The 23,497-nt window shown below is 41.3% G+C and carries 16 protein-coding genes and 2 pseudogenes; 9 read left to right on the top strand and 9 right to left on the bottom strand.

The features are described from left to right. Positions 1-99: 99 nt before the first annotated feature. Complete coding sequence (locus NSTCB13_RS08340) at positions 100-816, top strand: hypothetical protein (protein WP_445629133.1); 717 nt, start codon at positions 100-102, stop codon at positions 814-816. A gap of 181 nt (positions 817-997) precedes the next feature. On the opposite strand, the gene NSTCB13_RS08335 is transcribed toward NSTCB13_RS08340, so the two are convergent. Further along, positions 998-6,457: a trifunctional serine/threonine-protein kinase/ATP-binding protein/sensor histidine kinase gene (locus tag NSTCB13_RS08335; protein WP_448271945.1), complete on the bottom strand. Its 5,460-nt coding sequence runs from the start codon at positions 6,455-6,457 to the stop codon at positions 998-1,000. Between the two features lie 254 nt (positions 6,458-6,711). Here NSTCB13_RS08335 and NSTCB13_RS08330 point away from each other — a divergent pair, with 254 nt between their 5' ends. Beyond that, positions 6,712-7,920 carry a NupC/NupG family nucleoside CNT transporter gene (locus NSTCB13_RS08330; protein ID WP_445632247.1) on the top strand — a complete coding sequence of 403 codons (1,209 nt, stop codon included), beginning with the start codon at positions 6,712-6,714 and terminating at the stop codon, positions 7,918-7,920. A gap of 272 nt (positions 7,921-8,192) precedes the next feature. Here NSTCB13_RS08330 and NSTCB13_RS08325 read toward each other — a convergent pair. Together NSTCB13_RS08325 and NSTCB13_RS08320 are read right to left on the bottom strand one after the other, a co-directional pair. After that, a pseudogene (locus NSTCB13_RS08325) lies at positions 8,193-9,930 on the bottom strand (ABC transporter ATP-binding protein). Between the two features lie 148 nt (positions 9,931-10,078). After that, complete coding sequence (locus NSTCB13_RS08320) at positions 10,079-11,293, bottom strand: lipid-A-disaccharide synthase-related protein (protein WP_448271943.1); 1,215 nt, start codon at positions 11,291-11,293, stop codon at positions 10,079-10,081. Between the two features lie 463 nt (positions 11,294-11,756). On the opposite strand from NSTCB13_RS08320, the gene NSTCB13_RS08315 reads away from it, so the two are divergent. Beyond that, positions 11,757-11,939 (top strand): nucleoside transporter C-terminal domain-containing protein, encoded by a 183-nt coding sequence (locus NSTCB13_RS08315; RefSeq protein ID WP_448273156.1) that lies wholly within the window; start codon positions 11,757-11,759, stop codon positions 11,937-11,939. Positions 11,940-12,015: 76 nt separating this feature from the next. Here the strand turns inward: NSTCB13_RS08315 and NSTCB13_RS08310 are convergent, their stop codons facing one another. After that, positions 12,016-12,561, bottom strand: coding sequence for an RNA 2'-phosphotransferase (locus tag NSTCB13_RS08310; RefSeq protein ID WP_448273154.1), 546 nt, complete (start codon positions 12,559-12,561; stop codon positions 12,016-12,018). Positions 12,562-12,921: 360 nt separating this feature from the next. Then, positions 12,922-14,229 carry an amino acid permease gene (locus NSTCB13_RS08305; RefSeq protein ID WP_445629128.1) on the bottom strand — a complete coding sequence of 436 codons (1,308 nt, stop codon included), beginning with the start codon at positions 14,227-14,229 and terminating at the stop codon, positions 12,922-12,924. A gap of 529 nt (positions 14,230-14,758) precedes the next feature. On the opposite strand from NSTCB13_RS08305, the gene NSTCB13_RS08300 reads away from it, so the two are divergent. Genes NSTCB13_RS08300 through NSTCB13_RS08290 form a run of 3 tightly spaced genes read left to right on the top strand, consistent with a single transcriptional unit; the run spans position 14,759 to position 15,688 of the window. Further along, the gene (locus tag NSTCB13_RS08300; protein ID WP_448271941.1) at positions 14,759-14,992 is read left to right on the top strand and encodes a hypothetical protein; all 234 of its coding nucleotides are present in this window, start codon (positions 14,759-14,761) and stop codon (positions 14,990-14,992) included. Positions 14,993-15,040: 48 nt separating this feature from the next. Beyond that, positions 15,041-15,463, top strand: a complete 423-nt coding sequence (locus NSTCB13_RS08295; protein WP_445629126.1) for a putative toxin-antitoxin system toxin component, PIN family — start codon at positions 15,041-15,043, stop codon at positions 15,461-15,463. 6 nt (positions 15,464-15,469) lie between these two features. Continuing rightward, the gene (locus tag NSTCB13_RS08290; protein ID WP_100897403.1) at positions 15,470-15,688 is read left to right on the top strand and encodes a toxin-antitoxin system HicB family antitoxin; all 219 of its coding nucleotides are present in this window, start codon (positions 15,470-15,472) and stop codon (positions 15,686-15,688) included. Positions 15,689-15,844: 156 nt separating this feature from the next. On the opposite strand, the gene NSTCB13_RS08285 is transcribed toward NSTCB13_RS08290, so the two are convergent. Beyond that, on the bottom strand, positions 15,845-16,822 hold the full coding sequence (locus tag NSTCB13_RS08285; RefSeq protein WP_448271939.1) for a threo-3-hydroxy-L-aspartate ammonia-lyase: 978 nt from the start codon (positions 16,820-16,822) through the stop codon (positions 15,845-15,847). A 389-nt stretch (positions 16,823-17,211) separates the two neighbouring features. Between NSTCB13_RS08285 and NSTCB13_RS08280 the strand changes: the two genes are divergently transcribed. Further along, positions 17,212-18,024, top strand: a complete 813-nt coding sequence (locus NSTCB13_RS08280; protein WP_448271938.1) for an SDR family NAD(P)-dependent oxidoreductase — start codon at positions 17,212-17,214, stop codon at positions 18,022-18,024. Positions 18,025-18,210: 186 nt separating this feature from the next. Next, positions 18,211-19,026 (top strand): annotated as a pseudogene (locus NSTCB13_RS08275) (IS5 family transposase). A 235-nt stretch (positions 19,027-19,261) separates the two neighbouring features. Here the strand turns inward: NSTCB13_RS08275 and NSTCB13_RS08270 are convergent. Together NSTCB13_RS08270 and aroF are read right to left on the bottom strand one after the other, a co-directional pair. Beyond that, positions 19,262-20,587, bottom strand: coding sequence for an alkaline phosphatase PhoX (locus NSTCB13_RS08270; protein ID WP_448271937.1), 1,326 nt, complete (start codon positions 20,585-20,587; stop codon positions 19,262-19,264). Between the two features lie 420 nt (positions 20,588-21,007). Further along, complete coding sequence (gene aroF / locus NSTCB13_RS08265) at positions 21,008-22,078, bottom strand: 3-deoxy-7-phosphoheptulonate synthase (protein ID WP_448271936.1); 1,071 nt, start codon at positions 22,076-22,078, stop codon at positions 21,008-21,010. Positions 22,079-22,151: 73 nt separating this feature from the next. Between aroF and NSTCB13_RS08260 the strand changes: the two genes are divergently transcribed. After that, positions 22,152-22,343, top strand: a complete 192-nt coding sequence (locus tag NSTCB13_RS08260) for a hypothetical protein (protein ID WP_448271935.1) — start codon at positions 22,152-22,154, stop codon at positions 22,341-22,343. Positions 22,344-22,395: 52 nt separating this feature from the next. Here the strand turns inward: NSTCB13_RS08260 and trpD are convergent, their stop codons facing one another. Next, positions 22,396-23,493: an anthranilate phosphoribosyltransferase gene (trpD, locus tag NSTCB13_RS08255; protein ID WP_448273152.1), complete on the bottom strand. Its 1,098-nt coding sequence runs from the start codon at positions 23,491-23,493 to the stop codon at positions 22,396-22,398. Positions 23,494-23,497: the final 4 nt, after the last annotated feature.

Raw genomic sequence — 23,497 nt, 5'->3', positions numbered from 1 at the left:
GGAAGGGCACTACTTGAGGATTCTCATCTCAGCATAGACTTCTGTGACGAATATCTTATAGTCCTGAGTAAAACCTAATTAAATCAAAGTTGACTAATTATGAATAAAATAAACCAGCAACCACCAGGAAGCGATTCTAGCAAAAAAGAAGATAAAAATCGTAAAAATTGGTGGATTGAAATTGTTTCAGTAGCAGCAGTATGTTATCTGATATTCAGCCTAGTTAGCCCAATATTTATCGAACAAGGAAAACAACCAAGAAAGATAGAAGCTCCCGATCTTATACTCATTGCCATTGTTTTGTTGTTCAACTCTGGTTTGCTCAATCGACTAGAGGATTTTGGCATTTCTAAAGATGGTGGGTTTACAGCTAAGTTCAAGGAATTAAAACAAGAGGTTAATGAACAGAAAAAACAAATTGATGAACTTCAAGCACAACAGCTAGAACAACTAGGAAAACAGCAGAAAAATTTAGAACAAACACAAGCTTTTATGTTTGGTTTTTTGCTTGCCCAGAAGGATTATGAGAAAATCGATCAGCTTTATAAGCATTCTAAAGCAAAAACGAGTTATGACTTTTATGTATCAAACAATGTAGGTGATGAGTTAAGGCGGTTACGAGATTTTAAATTAATTAAAACGAACTCTGGTTATATCAGTGATGTGGTTAAAGCAAGTAATTATGGTAAAAACTCAATCGATTTAACTAAATATTTTCATGTTACAGATTTGGGCGAACAGTTTTTGTTAACCCGTGAAGCGCTACAGTCTAACAGCCAGCAAGAAATTAAAAATGCTCAGGAAACTCCAAAATAGACTTCTTGCAAAAGTCGGGGTAAAGGGGAAGGGGAAAAGGGTAAAAGAGTAAAGAAATTCAAAACCTTTTCCCTCTTCCCTCTCTTGCAAAAATATATTTTTGCAAGAGGTCTAATATTTCTATCACCAGTTATCTTGGTCGTTATGTTGTTGTTGGCTACCCACGCCAAGAGGGGTAATTTTAGATCGGAATTTGAATCACAAATTCTGTACCCTCTCCCTGTACGGAATTAACCTCCAGAGTACCGCCATGTTTTTCTACAATTATTTGTCGGGCGATCGCTAATCCTAATCCTGTACCTTTACCGACAGATTTAGTTGTAAATAAATGGTCAAAAATCTTTTGTTTGACTTCATCAGACATTCCCATCCCATTATCTTGAATGTAAATTAAAACTCGCTCTTTGTCTTCACTCAAACAAGTTTTAATCTCAATTTTATTATTAATTTCGTGAAAATCATGTCCAATATTGGACTCCTCCAAAGCATCAATGGCATTTGCCAATAAATTCATAAATACTTGATTAAGTTGTCCAGGAAAACATTTGACTAAAGATATATCACCGTATTTTTTCACTACTTTAATATCTGGATGTAGTTCCGATGCTTTTAAGCGATGTTTCAGAATTAAAATTGCACTGTCGATCCCATCGTGAATATTAAAAGCAACTTTGTTTTCTGTATCTGCTCTAGAAAAGGTTCGCAAACTATTGCTAATACTCCGAATTCTATCGATACCTAATTTCATCGAAGAAATCATTTTTGGCAAATCTTCTCGGATATATTCTAGGTCAATTTCGGCAATTTTTTCTTCAATTTCTACACCCGGATTTGGAAACTTTTCTTGATAAAGCTCGATGAGGTTAAACAAATCTTCAACCAAATCAACAGCAGGTTGAATATTACCTGCAATAAAGCCTACAGGATTGTTGATTTCGTGGGCTACACCTGCAACTAAATTACCTAATGCTGACATTTTCTCACTTTGCACCAGTTGTAGTTGCATTTGTTTTAAATCTGTAAGTGAGTGTTCTAATTGTTGAGCATTCTCTTGCGATCGCTGATAAAAAGAAGCATTTTCTAAAGATATGGCAGCTTGCGAACACAATAGGTTGATTACTTGGAGTCTATCATGGGTAAATACTCCAGCAATGAGATTATTTTCTAAGTAAAGGATGCCAATTAACTTCCCTTGATGGAGAATGGGGGTACACAGTAAACTCTTGGGTTGTTGTCTGATAATGTAGGAGTCAGAGGTGAAGGAATTGTTCGCAGTTGCATCATCAATTACCAATGTTTCTAAGGTGCGTTTGACATAGTTAATTGCAGTTAGAGGGATATCTTCGCTAAACTCAATAGGAACAGATTGCAAAATAATTGGCACTTTCTGGAATGTTGCGTAGGCGTAGCCCGTCGTAGACATCGCTTCAATCGTCCAAATATTATCTTTAAGTAAAATTAAAGCAGATTTTTTCGCTCCGGTATTCTCCATCACCACTTGCATTAGTGTAGAGAGCAACTTCTCTAAATGAATTTCGCTAGATAGTGCTTGAGAGGCTTTGAGAACACTTGCTAAATCTAAAGCTTCTGAAATACTGGCACTGCTGGATGAAATTGTCGTATCAGCAGCCAAAGTAGACAGGGACATGTTATAAAAACTGGATGCTGGTTCCGTAGGATTGAAACGAACTTTTTCCCATTGGAGAATCTGGGCGAGTAATTGAGGATAACGTTTTTCTAAATCATAGACTTTGGCTTTAGCGCCCCAACGAACATAGCAGTAGTAAGCATTTGTCAAATAGGTTTGGGCAATTTGCTCTTTACCCCATGTTAAATAAAATTTGGCAGCGAGTTCGTTAGCTAGAGCTTCTTCTTGGATATATTCATTTTCTTTAGCTCCTTGAATGGCGCGATTATACATTTCCATTGCTTGAATATATTCGCCAAGAATACGATAGCGTTCAGCCTCCACTAAATGAAACTTATGTAAATGATTCATCGGCGCATGATGCGCCCAGTTCTGCATTTTTTCCTGATTAGCTGTAACCCTTTTAAGGATGAATGCTTGCTTATCTTCAGAAGCATCAGAATATACGGCTAATTGGCTCAGAGAATCATAGAAATGAAATATAGCGAAAATAATACTTCCAAGAAGACTTTCTAAATAATTCTGTACTAAATCAGCATTTTCAATAGCCTGAGTATACTCAGCAAATAAATAACAGAGAAGCAATTTATTAAAATACAACGAACAAATCATAGTTTGGTCGTTGCTTTGGAGATGAAGCGGCAACATGGTTTCTTCATTGTAAGCATCACCGATTAAGCGACAAGGGTTTTGATTTTTTGAAAGTAAGTTAAGCACTACTTGCCGATAGAGTTCATTTTTATGTAAAGATGGTTCTTGACGAATTTGTGCGAGTCCTTGACTATAATTTCCTATTTCCTGTGCTAGAGAAGATAATTCTTTACCAGCAAAATATGAACTCAAGGAATAATTACATACACAGTAACCTGCAAATTCTAAATCTCCTATTTCTACTCCGCTATAATAAGCTGATTGTATAGGAAGTAAAAGTTCATTAAGATGCTTCTTCCAATGATTCAAACAGCCATAAACAATCATATATGTTTTAGCAATGAATTCTTTAGCATTTAATTTATCTAATAGTTTTAGACTGAGTTGACCGAATTGATAACCTGAATCAATATCTCCTACAATCCCGACAAGAATCAGCCCATAAGATGAATATCCATAAAGCGAATTAGCAGTATTTCCATAATTTAGGGATAAATTAACCTGTTCAAATAATATTAAAGGATAGAGTTCTGGGATAACTAGATAAGCAGCAGCAGCAATATTTGTCAAAATATTCATGGCTGCTAACTTATCTGGCTCAGTCATTAATTTTAACTCTAGTAAGCTTTCAATAGTTTTTCCCTCTAAAGCTAATTGTGTCTCCTGTAGTCCACGGTTAATATCTTCTGCTGTTGGCTGTTCTGGCAGTTCTATTCCCAATATTTTGAGAATATGGAGTCCCGTTTTTATAGCTTCCCACATTCTGTTTTGTGCTACCTGAGATAAGATTCTGACTTCGTAGGCTTTGACTCGATCGATCGGTGTTTTGCCATGTTGTAATATTACTTGTATAGATTGTTCTGTCTGTTCAAAATCACCGTTAAGATGGGCGACTTCGGCAGAGGTTGAGTACAGTGTTAAAGCCAACTCATACTGATGTTGCCAACAATCTTCTGTGAGTAACTTAATTCCAAAATTTGTGTATTCTACAGCAGCTTCATAAGCAGTCGAAATTTTGGCTTTATGACTTGCAGTTAGGTTTAATTTTGCCAGTTCTTCTCGTTCCTCTGGTTGAGTAATTAATTCAACTCCTAAGTTTAACTGATTGACTAATTTAAACAAATGTTCTTCGCGTTCTTCAAGCGAGATATTCCTCAACATTAATCGCCCAATTTTGAGGTGTACTGTCTGCTTTTGATTTTCAGGAATTAGAGAATAAGCAGCTTGTTGAACGCGGTCGTGCAAAAACTTGTAGGAGCAGGAAGTAGAATCGAGCATTGAAGAATCAGAAGTAATTATAGATTCTTCTGATTCCTGTTGATAAAACTTGTAAACTTCAGTTGTGGGTATGACCAAACCTTCTTGCAAAGCTTTCCATAAGTCTGCTGCTGTCTCTGCTAAAGATTTTTCATAGACAATTGCGAGAGTTGCTAGGTCAAACTGATTATCAATAGAAGCTGCAAGCTGCAAAACTTTTTGAGTTGCTTCTGGTAACTTCTGTAACTGAAGCACCATAAACTCTACCACATCCTCAGTAAATGCTAATCCTCTAACCCGAGCAAGATCGCATTGCCAATGACCGATATCAAAGTTATAGTTAATTAACTTATCTTCGTGCAGAAACTTGAGAAACTGATTTGTAAATAAAGGGTTGCCTTGAGTTTTTTGATATACTAAGTCTGTGAGAGGTAGAGCAACCTCTAAGTTAGATTTTAGAGTATCAGTAATTATATGATTTAAATCTGTATGATTGAGAGAGGCTAAAGTAATAGTATGAATATTCGCACCATTTTTATGAATTTCTCCTAAGGTTAACATCAAGGGATGTGCTGGATATACTTCATTGTCTCGATAAGCACCAATAACTAACATATAGTGAATTTCGGTTTCACTAATTAGTAATTGCATAAACTTTAGAGATGCTGAATCTGCCCATTGTAAATCATCCAAAAATATGACTAATGGATGTTCTTTGGTTGTGAAAACCTGGAGAAATTTTTTAAACAGTAAATTGAAGCGATTTTGTCCAGCATTACCTGAAAGTTCGGGTACTGGTGCTTGTTGTCCAATAATTTTTTCTAGTTCGGGAATAACTTCGATAATTACTTGAGCATTCTCACCCAAAGCTGTCAAAATTTTAGCTTTCCATTGTTCGAGTTGGGCATCGGTTTCACTCAGTAATTGCCCCATCAAATCTCGAAATGCTTGGACGAAAGCTTTTAAAGGAATATTGCGTTGAAATTGATCGTATTTTCCTTTGATAAAATAACCCCGTTGTCGCACAATTGGTTTATGGACTTCGTTAACAACGGCAGTTTTCCCAATACCAGAGAAACCTGCTACTAAAATCATTTCAGTGTTTCCCTGTGCGACTCTATCAAATGCTGCGAGTAAGCTTTCTACTTCTGTTTGCCGTCCATAGAGTTTTTCTGGGATGATGAAGCGATCGCAAATATCCCGCACTCCTAACTCAAAGACATCAATCCTGCCAGTTTCTCGCCACTGACGCCAGCAAATTTCTAAGTCATACTTCAACCCCAATGTACTCTGATAACGGTCTTCGGCATTTTTCGCCATCAGTTTGCCGATAATTTCCGACAGAATTGGGGGAATCTCAGGATTCAGGCTATGCACCTGTGGAGGAAGCTTTGCCAAATGACAATACACCAACTCCATTGGTTCATCAGATTTGAAAGGTAACTGTCCGGTGAGGAGTTCAAAAAAAGTGACACCCAAGGAATAAAAGTCGCTGCGGTAGTCAATTCCCCGGTTCATTCGTCCGGTTTGTTCGGGAGAGATGTATGCTAACGTCCCTTCTAGAATATTTGGATTAGTGAGGGTTTGCGTTTCTCTGGAAAGTAGGGAGGCAATACTAAAATCGATTAGTCTTATATCTTTTGTGGCGGGGTTAATCAAAATGTTGGCGGGTTTGATGTCTTTGTGAATCACTCGGTTGTGATAAAGTCCATCAAGAATGGAGACAATTTGCAAAGCAATGTGAAAAAATGTCTGCAATCCATCAGCAGTTCTCCCCATTCCCCCATCTCCCCACCTCGCCATCTCTTCTTGGAGAGATATCTCGCCCAAATCTTCCATAACTAAGGCATAGCTGTTTTGATAGTTCTCCAAGCTATAGGTTTTGATAATCCCATCAATATCTAGGTTTTTGGCAATGGTGTACTGATTGCGGAACCGCACGAGTTCATAAAATGTGGGATACTCACGCCGCAACAGTTTAATCACTACTGGTTTTTTATCTGATTCTCTAATGCCGCGATGCACTAGGGTTTTAGATCCCGAATAAATTAGTTCATTTATTTGATAACCGGTTAGTGCCACCATAGTTTTCTTTTCCTAGAAGATTAATTTTTCCTGATTACATTGGTTGTTCCTATTAATACAAATGTGCTTCAGGTTTGGGAAGACTGTTTTGTAAAAAGATATGAATATGCGTAGGCGTAGCCCGTCGTAGACATCGCTAAATTCTTATTTACAGCAGCAAAACTCTAGTAATTGACTACAAAACCCCAAAAGAAGGCAGATTTTGTGTATGCTCTGTGACTAAGAGCCTTAACAACACCTTTTCAGGAGCAATCATGGAACGCGCCATCTCTGCGTTGGGAATTTTAGTTTTTATCGCTATATCCTACGCCTTCTCTGTTAATCGTCGGGCGGTGCGTTGGCGAATAGTGGCCTGGGGTTTGGGATTGGAATTTGTGTTTGCGCTAGTGATTCTTAAAACTCCTTGGGGTTTAAATGTATTTAAATCTCTGGGAGATATTGTCGGTCAATTTTTAGCATTTTCTGATGTTGGTGCAAAATTTGTCTTTGGAGAAAATTTTAAGGATCATTTCTTTGCTTTCCAAGTGCTGCCGACAATTATCTTTTTCTCTTCTTTTATTAGCGTCTTGTATTACTACGGCATTTTACAGCGAGTCGTAAATGTGGTGGCGTGGGTAATGATGAAGACGATGAAAACATCGGGTTCTGAATCTTTATCCTGTGCAGGTAACATCTTTTTGGGGCCAACAGAGGCGGCGCTGATGGTTAAACCTTACATAGCGAAGATGACGCAATCAGAACTCCATGCCGTGATGACGGGTGGTTTTGCCACAATTGCGGCTGGAGTATTAGGGGCGTATCTTTCCTTTGGCATCCCAGCAGAACACTTGATTGCTGCTTTCTTTATGACTGCTCCCACTTCGTTGGTGGTATCAAAATTACTTTACCCTGAAACAGAAGTATCAGAGACGGTTGGTAAAGCAAAAGCATATATAGAAACCAATTATGTAAATGTAATTGATGCTGCTACCACCGGAGCAATTGACGGCGTGAAGCTAGCAGTTAATGTTGGGGTGATGATTATCGCCTTTTTAGGATTATTGGCTGCCCTGAATGCCCTACTGGGATGGTTAGGGGGATTTATCGGTTTACAACAATTTTCATTACAGTGGATTTTGTCTTTTATTATGGCTCCCGTGGCGTGGCTGATGGGCGTACCTTGGGCTGATTGTCGGCAAGTTGGGGCTTTATTGGGTACAAAAACAATTCTCAATGAGTTTATTGCTTTTTTGGATTTGAAGGCACTAATTGAGAGTGGAAAAATCTCTCAACGTGCAGTAATTATTACAACTTACGCATTATGTAATTTTGCAAATATCGGTTCAATTGGCATTACCATTGGCGGCATTGCGGGGATAGCACCCAATCGCCAGCATGACTTAGCTCGTATGGGTGTCAGGTCAATGATTGGCGGATTGTTAGCGGGTTTTATCACCGCTTGCATTGCTGGGGTGTTGATTTGAAGAAGAATTTTCTAAATATTCTAAATATAGTTAGAGAGACGCGATAAATATAGTTAGAGAGACGCGATACATATAGTTAGAGAGACGCGATAAATCGCCGTCTTTACAGGGAATTTATCCATCAATTATTTACTGACAGACTACTAAGGGACTTGCGTGAAAATAAAGTACCAGTAAACCGAGTTTCGACTGCGCTCAACCCTCAACCGTCGAGAGTTGAGCGCAGTCGAAACCCGGCTGGTTGGGACACTATTAACCCGCAGCGCAGATCCCTAATCATCTGTAGAGTATAACTGTTGGGCGTAAAAACGAGCATACCGTCCTTCTTGAGACAGGAGAGAGGTGTGAGTACCAGCTTCAACCACCTGTCCTTGTTCGATTACGAGAATGCAGTCAGCCCGACGAACGCTGCTCAAGCGATGGGCGATAATAAACACGGTACGATTTTGCATGACTCGCTCTAGTGCTTCTTGAACTAGCGCTTCTGATTCAGAATCTAGGGCAGAGGTGGCCTCATCCAAGATGAGAATTCGAGGATCGTTGGCAACTGCTCTGGCGATCGCTAATCTTTGCCGTTGTCCTCCTGATAGGTTAACTCCACGCTCTCCTAACCAGGTATGATAACCCTGAGAAAACTGGGTGATAAAGGAGTGAGCGTTGGCAATCTTGGCTGCTGACTGAATCGCTGCTAAATCTAATTCTTCTTGACCGTAACCGATATTTTCTGCGATCGTCCCTGAAAAAAGGGTAATATCTTGGGGAACAATGCCAATTTGATGGCGCAAACTGGTGAGTGTGACATCACGGATATCAATATTATCAACCAGAATTTGACCTGCTTGAGGGTCATAAAAGCGAAGTAAAAGGTTAATTAAGGTCGATTTGCCTGCTCCAGAAGAACCAACTAAGGCAATGACATCACCAGGAGAAGCATTCAGGCAAAGATCCTTAAGAACTGGCTGGTCGGGATTGTAGGCGAAATCGACATGACGATACTCAACTTTGCCCATAACTCGTGGCATTTCCTGAGCATTCGGTTTTTCGCTGATACTAGGTTCCTTCGCCATCAGTTCAAAGATCCGTTCAACAGAAGCTTCGGTCTGTTTGTACTCGTTGTAATTGCTAATCAACAAGTCGATTGGCTGAATTAGTAAAGCCACAGCAGCTAAGAAACTGATAAACCCTTGAGCAGTTAGCTGATTCTGAGAAATCTGCCATCCTCCCAATAAAAACAGCAGCATAATACTAACTGCTTCCAAAAAACCGACAACGGGAAACTGAATCGATTTGAGTTGTAGAGCGCGATACTTAGCTTGGCGATTGATTTCTGCTTCTTTATTGAATCGCTTCACTTCATATTCTTGGGCTGCAAAAGCTTGAACAACGCGAATCCCGCTAAATACCTCAGTTAGCATCGCCGACAAATTGGAAACTTGATTTTGGCTCTGGCGAGACAGCACGAGTAATCGCTGACCAAATTGCCCGATCAACCAAGCCATTAAAGGAGCCAGAATCAAACCCGCAAGAGTGAGCGGCCAATTCAGGTAGAGCATATAAATGGGAATCGCAATTAACTGTAACAAGTTGGAAAGAAACTGATGAGATAACTTGTCCACAATTTCGCCGACGCGATCGATATCTTCAGTTAGGCGATAAGTTAAGTCTCCCGTTTGTGTGGTTTCAAAGTAATCTAATCCAAGTTTGTGCAGGTGAGCATAAACTCGCTTACGCAAGTTTAAAACCATGTTCAGGGCAGCAGCAATCATAAAGACATTCTGCCCGTATTGACAAAGCCCTCGTATCAAAAATACCAAAGTGGCTAGTCCGAGCCAGTAAGCAATCTGGTTAACATTTCCCTGGCCAAGAAAAAAAGCGACCTGACCCTGCTAAATAGGGTACTGCTAGGGTGAATAACACAAATCCTAAGATACAAGCCAATCCCCGGATTAACAGCGGCCATTGGGGCCAAAGATAAGGCAACAGTTGCCAGTAACTAGAGCGGACTTTCATAGGTAAGTAAGAATTCAGGAGTTAGGAGTTAGGAGTAGAGACGCGATTAATCGCGTCTGTACAAGAGTCAGAATTGAGGTGCATTACGGCGTTAGCCTATCACATCATGTTACCGAACCGTGTGGACTCCTGAATTCTGACGCAATTTCTACTCAGTTTCTCCTAGAGAGTTTAGTAGAAAGCGGGCAATTCTCTCAGATGCGCCGGGTGGGCCAAATCGCTCAGGGCCATTTTCTTTGCACTTAGCGAGGTAGTCTGAATCTTGTAAAGTTTCAACTACTCGTTTCGCTGCTTGCTTGAGAATCTCAGGGGTTGCTGGCTTCGTGCCGATGGTTTGGGCAGAAATGCCCAACAGCCGCGTTTGCGCTTCTGCAAATTGATAGGTAAATTGAGGGCCTTCTCCGGGAATCTGGATAATCGGTTTGCCGATCGCTACTGCTAAATCCACTGCCAACCCTGCCATCCCTATAACCAGAGTAGAGTAATATACGATATCACTGAAGGCATCTGAGTAACATCTCACTTCTACAAGGGGTGATTCCTCAGCAGAACTTCCTGGAGGAGAATAGGTGAGGATGGCTTGATTCAGTTGCCAACCTTGACTTTGAGCAATCTCGCCTAATTGTTCCATCAAATTTGGTACTAAGGCGGCGCGAAACTGCAATCCTGAAGGCATCACCTTGGCAATTTCGATCGCCAATTGCAACTGCAAACTGAAATTTCTTGCGGCTTCCGGCATCCGCGATCCTGGTAAAAGTGCGATCGCCGGAACGTCTGGTTTCAGGTACAAGTCTTTGCCAGTGGGAACAAGGCGATCTAAAGCCGGAATCCCACCAAACTGAGCCTTAGCTATACCTTGCCGTTGGAGATCGAAAGCCGTATAGGAATCTCTGGTGAAAACTGTCAGACATCGAGAAGAATTAAGGTCGTGCCACAGCAGTGGATTGATACGCAATCGCCCTTCATAGAGGGCAGAAAGACAAGAGATAAACGAAACGAAGGGACGCTTTGTTAAGTAAGCAAATGTCTGGGAGATAAAATCTCCAGTAGACATAATTAAATCGCAGTTGGGAGCATACTGCAACACCGCTTGTAATTGTTGCCACGTTAACCCAATCAATCCCGATTGAAAATCTTTGAGCAAATACAGGCGCTTCATGTAAAAGAATCCGCCAGAGGGCATTATTTGTGTAGGCCCAATAATAGGAATGTCCAAGCTGCGGTAGGCTTTTCCTTCCCCCACAATCGGCATTGCCGCCATCTTAATAGAAGGATTTAATTGGCGCAAGGTCTGAATAACATGAGAGGTGTGGTTGTCCTCTCCGTGGCCGTTACTGATAAACAAGATTTGCTTAGAAGACATCTTGGAGTTTGGATAGGTCTAAAATGCTTATTCGGTGAGATTTTTAACCTACATTGGGTAAGTAGGCAAAGAAATTGATAGTATTTTTACTGTTGAGAGTTTGTAATTTTATAGACAAATCTACAAAGTTACTTTTTCAGGTGTAAACCGGAATGGAATTACTGCTAATCCCTCTTTCCGCAGACGCCAATCTCTCAGAGAATACAGTATTAGGAGTGCAAGCGCTATGGGTACATCGATCTGAGTTCATAAATTGAATGAGCTATTTTAAGTATCGATCGCTAGAGAATAAAGCAGAGGGGAAAGATTTATTCAAGGTCTATCCCCTTGTCTCCTTATCATCTTCAATGACGACAAAATTATAAAAAAGTTGTATTGCATTGGAAATTTTAATTTTATCTATCCTACGCCTTTTCAGTTAATCGGAGTGCGGTGCGTTGGCAATCCCAATATGTAGTTAGTAATTATTACGACCTACGCATTATATAATTTTGCAAATATAGGTTCAATTGACATTACCATTGGCGGCATGACGGCAAGAAAATTCAATTGTCACTATGACTTAAATCCTGTGGGTGTAAAGTCAATTATTGGCGGATTCTTAGCGGTTTTTATCACCGTTTATCTTTCTGAAATGTGGATTTGAAGATCAATTTTTTAACTCAGATGATAGACATTTATAAAGTAAATATTCCCGATTTAAAAATTCTATTTATTAAAATTCAAATTTTTTGTAGATATTCAGGTGGCACACTATCGACTAACCAAACACCATTAGCAGAACAATAGAAGATGTAACCTGCCTGATGCATTGCCGCAGTATTTACAGCAAAAACCACTGGTTTTCCATGCCTTGCACCAACGGTTTGTGCTGTTTCTATATCCTTTGATAAATGGACATGATGCCGCGACATTTTGCAAAGTCCTGTTTGCAGAATTGACTCTACAGATTTGTGTCCTGTGCCGTGATAAAGCTCATCTGGAGGAACAACAGCTTCTAATTGTAAATCGACTTTTACACTGTGTCCTTGGTTCGCACGAATCAGATTACCTGTAGAATCAAAAGAAAAGCGTTGCTTCTCGTTGAATTCAACTACCACCTGTAATTCCTGGCGGGTAATCGGAAACTTATTTTTAGCACAAGCGATAAGTAAGTCATCAACAGCAACCCAACCACCAGGAGCAAGTTTAATCCCAATGGCATCTGGCGTATGTCGCAGATATTTGCTGAGATATTTGCTGATTTTAACGAGGCGAGAATCACTCATTTGATTAAGTAGTAATTGGTCATTGGTCACTTGTACTGAGTTTCGACTGCGCGGTAATCGAGCGACTTGTACTGAGCGTAGTCGAAGTAAGTCGAGATTCAACTACCGCGGCGTCGTTGGCGCAGCCTCTCGTAGAGAAGTAAGTCGAGATTCAACTACCGCGTAGTCGTTGGCGTGGTAACAGAGCGTTGGTCATTGAATTTCGACTACGCTCAATTACCGCGTAGCCGAAATGAGTTGAAGTGCTGCCTCTCCAAGAGTTGTATTGGTCATTTGACTCTCATGTTGCAGTTTGATTGTGGTTAATATATTTATACTACAATTATAATTTTTTGTAGCATTAAATTTTTATTGATAGTTTTATTTGGTGTAAATTGACAGAATTTGTCTTCCGATCATAGCTAATGCTACTCCAACGATCGCAATGAGTGTTACTTTGCCGCCAGGAACGAGTAGTTGATTTGTGCTATCTGAGTTTTCACGTTGCTTCCAACTCATTAACGCCGGAATAATTCCACCGAGAACTGAAATACTAAATGTTCCAGTGTAATCTAGGGCAGTAAAAAAGATGCTGGGGTTAAGCGTTCCGAGAGTCATCGGCGGGAAAAGAACTAGGGAATAGAGGGGTAAGCGGCTAGAAAGTTGCCACTGTGCAGGTAGGAAAATATCTTTGAACAAATCCAGCAACCCGTACACAAATCCAATAAATGAAGTGACGATCGCAAACTCTGAAAAAATGGATACTAGCACTCCTAACCATTGCCCAGCGCCACCTGCTCGAAGAATTTGCAGTGGATCAAAAACAGTTCTACCATCAGATGTGTTATGTAGCATATCAGGACTGACGCTTCCTAAAATTACGGCATTCCACGCCAAGAACATAATTAGAGGAATTACAGAACCAATAAAGATGGATTGACGAATTTTGCGGGCATCTCCTTCAAGTTGCATCACAACCAGCGGTACAACGTTTTGGAAAAACAGCGCCACAGACATCACTGAAATGGCACTACCAAGGGCACTCCAGTTTTGAAAAAATAGTTGGGCACTCTGAATATGCCTTCCTCCCAGAAATAATAGTCCTAAGAAGGAAACGATGACAATTCCGACAAAGGCGCTGTTTAATTTCTCGATAAACTTTTCTCGCCCAAGATACATAATGCCACCAAATAAGAGTGTAAAAGCCATTGTGCCTACCCACGTAGGCAATATCTGCATACCCCAGATTTTTGCTGCCGCAGCTCCTAAAATTTCTCCTCCTTGGGTGATGTATGCCACCAAGAGAGCATAGTGCATAAATAAATACGCGCCGCCAGCAATTCGCGCTCCCACCTTACCAAGAATCTTCTCAACAATTCCCAAAAAACCTATACTTGAAAGCCCTTCTGTTCGCATCGTGTTTAAGGTAACTTCTGCAACCAATAACCCCGAAACTAGAGCGTAGAGCCAAACTGCAATGAGTCCAGATGTGGATGGTACAATCCCAGATGGTAGGGTAACGGCTGGTAGAGCGAGAATCCCAGCCCCAACGGTGGTTCCTGCAATCAATGCAGTACTCCCCAGTACACTACCTGGTTGATGATTGAGTTTGTTTCCATCAAATTCGAGATGAGAAAACAACCGAGCGACGGTCTCTGAATTTTTTAGAACGGTCTTTATGGGAACCATACTGAATATCCGTACTTAAACCAAACAATATTAACATATGTAAATATTATTCGTAAAAGCCCTAATTTTATTGGTTTTTTAGGCAGATTTTTTTGCTAAATAAGCGATCGCCACTTCATTATCAACACAATTTTTGGATTATAAATGTCATTTGTAGCACTTTGTTAATGAAATAGACCACGCAGGAAAAAACATTTTCCCTGTATACAGATGTATTTTAAATAAACGAAAGTATGTCGATTGTTTCTTTGTTCTATTTCAAATTGCTGATATGTTATCCAAGAGCCAAATAAAGGAATAGCTATTGAAGCTAATAACAGTTCTTTGTTGCCTTGAAAAAATTTTATGAACCTCTGTATAAAAGATTTTACCCATTGAGTTTGTGATTTCAAATTAGGGTCTATTCCATCACTTAGTTCCAGTTTGCGACTTTCACCTACTTACACCAGGCTACTTTAGCAAGTTAATTTCAACTTAAGGTTATTGTCAAAAACAAGAGCGATCGCCCACATCAAACCTATCATCAGCAATGCGATCGCTCATTGGACACAGTTGCTCAGAGTGCGTAGGCGTAGCCCTTCTCCTATCGGAGACGCTCTTGCTAGCTTGCTTCCACGAAGTGGTACGGCTGCGCTCAGGAACCACCCGTCGTAGACATCGCTTATTTGACGTAGTTAGTCGCCAGAAGTGCGTAGAAGCAAAGCTGCTTGTCCTCAAACATCGCCCTATATTGAGGATATTTATCTCTACCGATCGCTTTTAAGTCTTTTGATTAGAACGTTTATGATAGCGTATATGCTATCATATTTACATGGCGATTAAAATTGTAGTTGATACCAGCGTTTTTATTAGTGCGCTGATTAGCTCTAAAGGTTCTAGTAGAGAACTAATCCGACGCTGTTTAAAAGGAGAATATCAGCCTTTGATGGGAAATGCTTTGTTTTTGGAGTATGAGTCAGTCATTCATCGCTCAGAAATTATCGCCAAATGCCCTTTAACTACTGAAGAAATTTTTGCTTTACTTGCATCATTCATCAGCGTAAGTCAATGGGTTTATATCTATTATTTATGGCGACCTAATTTAAAAGACGAAGCTGACAATCACTTAATTGAATTAGCGGTTGCTGGAAATGCTCAAACGATTGCTACTCACAATACCAAAGATTTTCAAAATGCTGAATTGTTATTTCCTAACTTATCAATATTAAAACCTGAAGAACTTATTAGGAGTTAAACAAAAATGGCAACTTTAACTATTCGTTTACCAGACGATAAGCATAATAGATTGAAAGAACTTGCTCAAGCCAAAGGCATTAGTGTCAATAAATTGATTGAAGAACTTTCTACCATAGCTCTAGCAGAATTTGATGCCCATACAAGATTTAAAGCAATGGCTGCGACTGGCAACCCAGAAGAAGGCTTAAGAATACTGGCTAAACTTGACGCTCTGACAGAATAGAGCTTGTAGGGCGATTATGCAAACACTAACCGAAGGCGAGCCAACATCAACCGCATTATCAAAGGTGCGTAGGCGCAGCCTGCACTTCAACTTTGCTCACCAGTGGCTCAGTGACCGCCTTAAACATCGCAGTTTGTCACTTGGGAATTTAACTTTTCAATCCAATCCCACAAAAAACAATTTACCAACTTGCGCCAAATCTACATTTCCACCGCTAATGATGACACCAACTCTCGTCTCTGGTGCTTTCACTACACCTTCGAGTAAAGCGGCGGCGGCGAGTACTCCGGTGGGTTCAACGACAATTTTCAGACGTTCCCATAAGAAAAACATGGTGCGAAGAATCGCTTCTTCCGATACCGTCACCATATCATCGACGTAATGCAGCACCAAGGGGAAAGTAATTTGACCAAGGCTAGGAGTCCGCGCACCATCGGCGATGGTATCAGGATTTTTGACTGTTTGTAAGGTTTTGGTGTGAAAAGAGCGGGTAGCATCATCGGCAAGGGCTGGTTCTACCCCGATGACTTTACAATTGGGTAAAAGTGTTTTGGCTGCGATCGCACATCCTGAAAGCAATCCACCACCGCCACAACAAACTAATAGTAAGTCCAATTCACCAACTTCTTGGATCAGTTCTAAAGCAGTTGTCCCCTGTCCAGCAACGACATGGGGATGATCGTAAGGGGGAATGAGTGTCAAAGAGCGATCGCTTGCTAAATTTTGAGCTAATTCTTCTCGGTTTGTTTCTTGGCGATTGTACAAAATTATCTCTGCACCATAACCACGAGTAGCAGTTTGTTTGACAATAGGTGCATCATCAGGCATGACAATAGTGGTGGGAATATTGAGTAATTGCCCAGCTAAAGCGATCGCTTGGGCATGATTTCCCGATGAATAGGTGATAACGCCTGTTTGTTTTTGTGCTACCGATAGTTGGGCTAAGGCATTGTACGCACCTCTAAATTTAAATGCCCCTGTGCGTTGAAAGTTTTCGCACTTAAAGAATACTTGACTCTTGGTGCGATCGTTAACGATTCTAGATGTTATTACAGGTGTGCGGTGGGCAATCCCTAAAATTCGCTTTTGTGCTGCTTGCACGTCAGTTATAGTAACGGAATTAGGTTGTGGCATTGATGAGGTTATTAGAGGTTGTTTGAAAAGTCCTATAAACCCCACTTCCATTCCTCTCCCCGTTGGCGTCAGCCTGCCGTTAGGCAAGCGGAGAGAGGCTTTGAAACCCCCATTCCCTTGTAGGGAAGGGGGGCTAGGGAGGTTAGGTTTCTGAGACTTAGATGTTACCAAAAATACTTTTCAAATATCCTATTAAATCTTCTTGCTCTTGTTTATATAGATACAGTTTTTTATATTTGCGTTTAATATCCTTGATTGAAGCATACTTTTTTCAGGTGGATAGCATCATTTATTGCCTGCATAGAAATAGCTACAGCAAATATTATATATTGCTGTAGCTAAATTTATAAAACTTAAATTAATTCATTCACATTCGCCATTTTTCTAGCATGAATAAAACATCTGAAAGTCGGCAAAAAAGAACTGCTTTGATTACAGGAGCGGCTAGTGGGATAGGCTATCAATTAACTCAGATTTTTGCTCGTCATAGTTATAATCTTGTGTTAGTAGATAAAAATGAACAAAAACTTACTAAAATTATAGAGGAATTTACCGAAAAATTTGGTATTTTTGTCAAAATTTTTGTAAAGGATTTATCTATTCCCACATCTCCAGAAGAAATTTTCACAGAACTACAGCAAGCATCTATCAAGATTGATGTGCTAGTTAACAATGCTGGCTTTGGTACTTATGGAGCATTTAACGAAACAGACCTCAGCATTGAACTGAAAATGCTACAGGTAAATATGGTCAGCCTGACTCATTTAACTAAATTGTTCCTCAAAGATATGGTGGAGCAAAATTATGGAAAAATATTAAATGTGGCCTCAGCGGCTGCTTTTCAACCAGGGCCTCTAATGGCAGTTTATTTTGCTACTAAAGCCTATGTATTATCATTTTCAGAAGCGATCGCTAATGAATTAGAGGGTACAGGTGTCAGCGTGACTGTTCTTTGTCCAGGGCCAACAGCATCAAATTTCCAACAAAATGCTGCAATGGAAGATTCAAAGATTGCTAGTGTTAATAGAATGATGGATACGGAAACTGTCGCTAGAATTGGTTATCGGGGTTTAATGAAAAACAAAACTGTTGTTGTTCCTGGGATGAGAAATAAGATATTAACTGAAAGCGTCAGATTTACGCCCAGAAATTTAGTCACAAAGGTTGTTAGAAGTATGCACGAACTTCAAAAAAAGAGGTAGTTCTAAATTTTATCCTCTTTTCAATAAGACCCGAACAATGGATTTTTTATAGGAAATAATTTCTTGTTCGGGTTTAACCATTTGCAAAAATCAGCTAAGAGCTGATTCGTAAAGAAAATCTAAAGAGAACCAAATCTACCGTGACTAAGGTTATAGGCTAAATCGAGTGTAGTTATTTTCTTGTTGATGAGCCATCTACCTGCGATTGAAAATCCGCGCCGCAAACCCTACCCAAGTGATTTAAGCGATGCTGAATGGTTAATTCTCAAGCCTCTTCTACCTACACCCAAGGGATTTGGACATCCTGTAGAAGTAGATTTACGAGAAATTCTCAACGCGATTTTCTACGTGCAACGTACTGGGTGTCAGTGGGAAATGTTGCCTCATGACCTTCCTCCTTACACAACGGTGTATGGCTACTTTCAAAAATGGCAGCGCAAAGGCATTTGGCAGAAAATTCACGGGCCTTGTACGCCATCAACTACGACAAGATTTAGGACGAGATGAACTGTCTACCGTTGCGATCGCAGATTCTCAGTCGGTGAAGACGACGGAAAAAAAGGGGAGATCTACGGTTTCGATGGTGGTAAAAAGGTTAAAGGGCGTAAGCGCCATATAGTGGTGGATTCTCAGGGGTTGTTGATTGGTGTTTTAGTGACCGAAGCCAATGCTTCGGAGCGTTTAGGAGCCGTCGTTGTGCTACATGAGGCTGTTGACGAATTGTCCAAATTAGAAGTTGTTTGGGTAGATCAGGGCTATTCAGGCGAAAACTTTGCTCAAGCAGTTAGGCAAGTTTGCGGTGAACAGGTTCGTGTTGAGGTGATCCAAAGGAACTCAAAAACATTTGAGCGTTTACCGAAACGATGGATTGTAGAACGTACATTCGGGTGGCTCAATCGATTTCGGCGTTTGAGTAAGGATTATGAGTTGTATACAGAGTTAAGTGAAGCAATGATTTATGGCTCGTTGATTCGTCTGATGGTAAAGCGCATGGCTTCTTAAGCTTTTGTTTACAAATCAGCTCTAAATTTCGCTTTCAGAACTTCCAACTAATAAATTAACCACCCCGCAAAAGCACAGTTAGAGACTTTTTATTTGAAAGTCCCTTAGTGCTATTCATATTAGTAGTCTGCCAACTCAAAATTGTTAGGTGAGAGCTGGGGAAAGGGTAAGGGATTTAAAACCTTTCCCCCTTACCCCTTACCCTTTACCCCGCTTGCGTTACGAAAGCGAACTATTAGCCTCTATTACTATTCCAAGGTCCCCAGATAGCTAAAGTAATACCAGGGCTTTGAATGTTAACAAACAAAGTACGACCATCAGGTGAAAAGCAGGCTCCAGCAAACTCACCTGTTTGGAGGGCATTACGTGCAAATTTGTAGATTTCACCACTGGGAGTAATACCAATTAAGAAATTGTCACCGTCTCCGTCCTCACAAAGGATAAGATCGCCACAAGGTGCTACGACTATGTTATCGGGCATATCGAGTTCATCTTTAGATTGAGACTCGACAAACAATTCAATTGTCTCTTCACCCGGAATATAGCGCCAGACTTGGCCACCGCCTACAGGGCCACCATCTGTAGCAGTGAAGTAAAATTCTCTTTTGCCATTTTTGCCTTTCTTATCCTTGTTGCTCTTATAATAGATGCCTTCCCCACGGCTAAACTGGGCTGCACCTAAGTTGCGACCTTGCACTCTGACATTATCTGTAGTTGTTGGGTTGGGGTCAGGAATATTCACCCAATCTACAGCTAACTTCTGTCCTACTACGAAACCGGTCTTGGTGTTGGCTCCTGGTCTACCTATAATCCTCAGAGCTTGAAGAATACCTCCTTGTTTTAACCGACCAGGAACTTTTGGGATAAAACGGTAGAAGAGGCTATCTCCTCTATCTTCAGTTTGATAGACATATCCAGTTTTGGGATCTACAGCTACAGCCTCATGATTAAACCGTCCCATTGCAACTAGAGGCACTGGAGCTACAGAAGAGGTGGCGCTGGCTGGAACCTCAAAATTGTAACCGTGTAACTTTGTGACTCCATTAGTTGCACTTGGTATAGTTGTATCTTCTTCACAGCTAATCCATGAACCCCAAGGAGTTAAACCACCAGCACAGTTACGAATGGTTCCGCCGAGAGAGCTAAACTGTTCGATCAACTGGCGATCGCGTCCAACAACCAGAGTCGTAGTGCCACCTCTGCAAATGGGATCGTAGGGATTTGGTACTTGTACTCGCGTATCAGAATTGATGCTAAGTTCGTGATTGCGAACCAGAATGGTTGTGTTTTTGGGCCCAGGGAAGGCTGCCATACCATCATGATTACTAGGCTCTAGATTGCCATCGCTCATCAGGGTTCCAGTGCGAGAGATAACTCGATACTCAAATCCGCTTGGTAAATCTAACAAGCCATTAGAATCTGGTAAAAGTGGGCCATATCCTTTACCAAGTTTTTTGCCAAAGGCTTTTCTGGCAAGAAGACCTTCCAAAGGAGACACCATCAAAGTGCCGACGGCAGTAGTACCTGCTACTGCAAAAAATTTACGTCTTGAAAGTGTCATGGGGATGATTTGGTTACTTCAGATAATGCTGAAGAAAAAATATTTGGTTGTGATTAAGTTTGGGTAATGCTTTATTTAATTTAGGTTAGTTAATAAAAAATAATATATAAAATCTTTCCAAAATCAGCCAAATTTATGCATATAAGTTTTATCTAAATAGAATTCAGTTGGGAATAGGGGGACAAGGGGGACAGGGAGGACAAGGGGGAATTATTGAACAACTCTCTCCCTTGTCTCCCCTCTCTCCCTTGTCTACCTTGTCTCTTTGCCCCTCTGCCCCTCTGCTCTATCAAACGCCTGAGCTTGTGAGAAATGCGGGAGATATCTCACTGATTGCGAGTTTGCGCAGCGATCGCACCAGAGCATCTTGATTCTGACGCCTTGGCAAAGCATCTTCAGCTTTGCTCCTGAATTCTGAATTTAACGCCCACCAATGCGATCTAATACAGGTGTAGGCCAGCGATCGACTAGTTTGCCCAAGACTGACATTTCTTGAACCAAGCGGTCAAATTTCTCAGGGGTGAGAGATTGGGGACCATCAGATAAAGCTTTTGCAGGATTGGGGTGAACTTCAATCATTAAGGCATCTGTACCAGCGGCGATCGCAGCCATTGCCATCGATGGCACATATTCAGACCTACCAGTACCATGACTGGGATCGATCGTAATTGGTAAATGGGTAAGCGATCGCAACACCGGCAGCACTGATAAATCTAAAGTATTGCGGGCATATTTACCATCAAAGGTTCTAATTCCTCGCTCACAAAGAATCACATTGGGATTTCCAGATGCCAAAATATATTCTGCCGCCATCAGCCACTCGTCAATTGTGGCAGACATTCCCCGCTTCAGTAGCACTGGTTTATCTTGAGCGCCTACCTTTTTCAGCAGCGAGAAGTTGTGCATATTTCGCGCTCCAATTTGGATGATGTCAGCTGTTCTCGCCACTGCTGATAAATCGGCAGCATCCATCAGTTCTGTGACGATACCCAAGCCAGTAGCTTCCCGCGCTGCTGCTAATAAATCTAAAGCGCTTTCACCATAACCTTGAAAGGCATAGGGTGAAGTACGGGGTTTGTAGGCTCCGCCACGCAAAAACTGTGCCCCAGCTGCCTTCACGCGCTTTGCTGTTTCGACAATCATTGCTTCATTTTCAACAGAACAAGGCCCGGCTATCACTACAATCGGATGATGTTCGCCGAAATAGACACGACCGTTAGGCGTGGGAACAACAACCTCACTAGCTTCTCCATGTCGGAATTCTCGACTTACCCGCTTGAAAGGTTGTTGCACTCGTAATACTTGCTCAATCCAAGGGCTAAATTCCTGAACCTGCAATTTATCAATGCTAGTGGTATCACCAATTAGCCCCAGCACAACTTTATGAGTGCCAACACTTTTTTCTACCGTCACTCCCCAAGTGTCTCTCAGTTCTTGGCTAATGCGAGTAATTTCCTCAACAGGCGTACCGCTCTTAAGTATGATAATCATCTGTTTTTCCTTGTGTATAGTTTGGGTGGGCTAATTTTTACAGGTCGATGCATTAACATTGCGAGTCGATGCATTGGCATTGCAAGTCGATGTATTAATATTGCGAGTCGATGCATTGGCATTGCAGGTCGATGCATTGGCATTGCGAGTCGATGCATTGGCATTGCAGGTCGATGCATTGGCATTGCGAGTCGATGCATTGGCATTGCAGGTCGATGCATTGGCATTACGAGTCGATGCATTGGCATTGCAGGTCGATGTATAGGGCATTAGAAAACTTGCGTGTACACCGTAGCTCTTTGTAGGAGATAATTCGTCTAGCGCAAAAATTCAGCAAGTTGTTCTAGTTTTTTCCAAGCAGCGCCACTTTGTAGAATTTCCTTGGCAAGGGTAATACCTTTGACGCAACCTGCTAAAACATCAGTTTCTCCATGAATTGCTTCACCAACTTGCAGGGCTAAGGCTGTATTTAAAGCGACTACATCTTGTTGCGCTTGCGTACCTTTACCTTGCAAAACTGCCTTCAAAATTTGGGCATTTTCTTGGACATCTCCACCGCACAACGCCGCAGTCGGTGCAAAACTCAAACCCAGTTCTTGAGGATTAAGCGTTAGAGAGCGGACTTTTTGATCTTGGAGTACAGCCAAATCAGTGACATCTGCCAAACCAGCTTCATCTAAACGTTCCCGTCCGTAGAGGGCGATCGCTTGCTGACATCCCAGTTGGGATAAGGCTTGAGCAATCTCTTCCAGTAAAAGCGGGTCGTTCACACCAATAATTTGCCCCGTCGGTCGCATCGGATTTACTAGCGGGCCGAGTAAATTAAAAACAGTCCGCACCTTCAAAGTTTTTCGCAAAGTTGCGATCGCTTTGAGTGCAGGATGCCAGCCAGGAGCAAACAAAAAGGTGATTCCAACTTCGCCAACTGCCGCTTGTACTTTTTCCGGAGTGGCGTTAAGATTTATACCCAAAGCTTCCAGCACATCAGCGGAACCAGTTTTGCTAGATGCCGAACGATTGCCATGTTTGGCAACCTTGACCCCAGCAGCAGCGGCGACAAAGGCGACAGCAGTGGAAATATTAAAGGTTGAAGCACCATCTCCACCAGTTCCACAGGTATCTATTAAGGGAGACGCGATTAATCGCGTCTGTACAGGAGGTGGAGATTGGGATTGTAAGACGGTGGCCATGCCGACTAATTCTTCGGCAGATACGCCTTTGGCTTGAATTGCGGCTAAAATCGCTCCTGATAGAACATGGGGAATGGCATCGGTGAGCCAACCTTGCATCAAATCCGCAGCTTGGGAAACTGTTAACGATTGCAGATTTAACAACTGTTGTAATAAAGCTGGCCAGTTGTAGCGATCGGCAGAGATGGAGATGTTTTCAGGTGGAGTTTGAGTTAAAGCTATCATATTG

The organism is Nostoc sp. DSM 114160 (assembly GCF_053470305.1).
The sequence above is the reverse complement of the archived record's forward strand: the minus strand, read 5'-3'. Positions and strand labels throughout refer to the sequence as shown.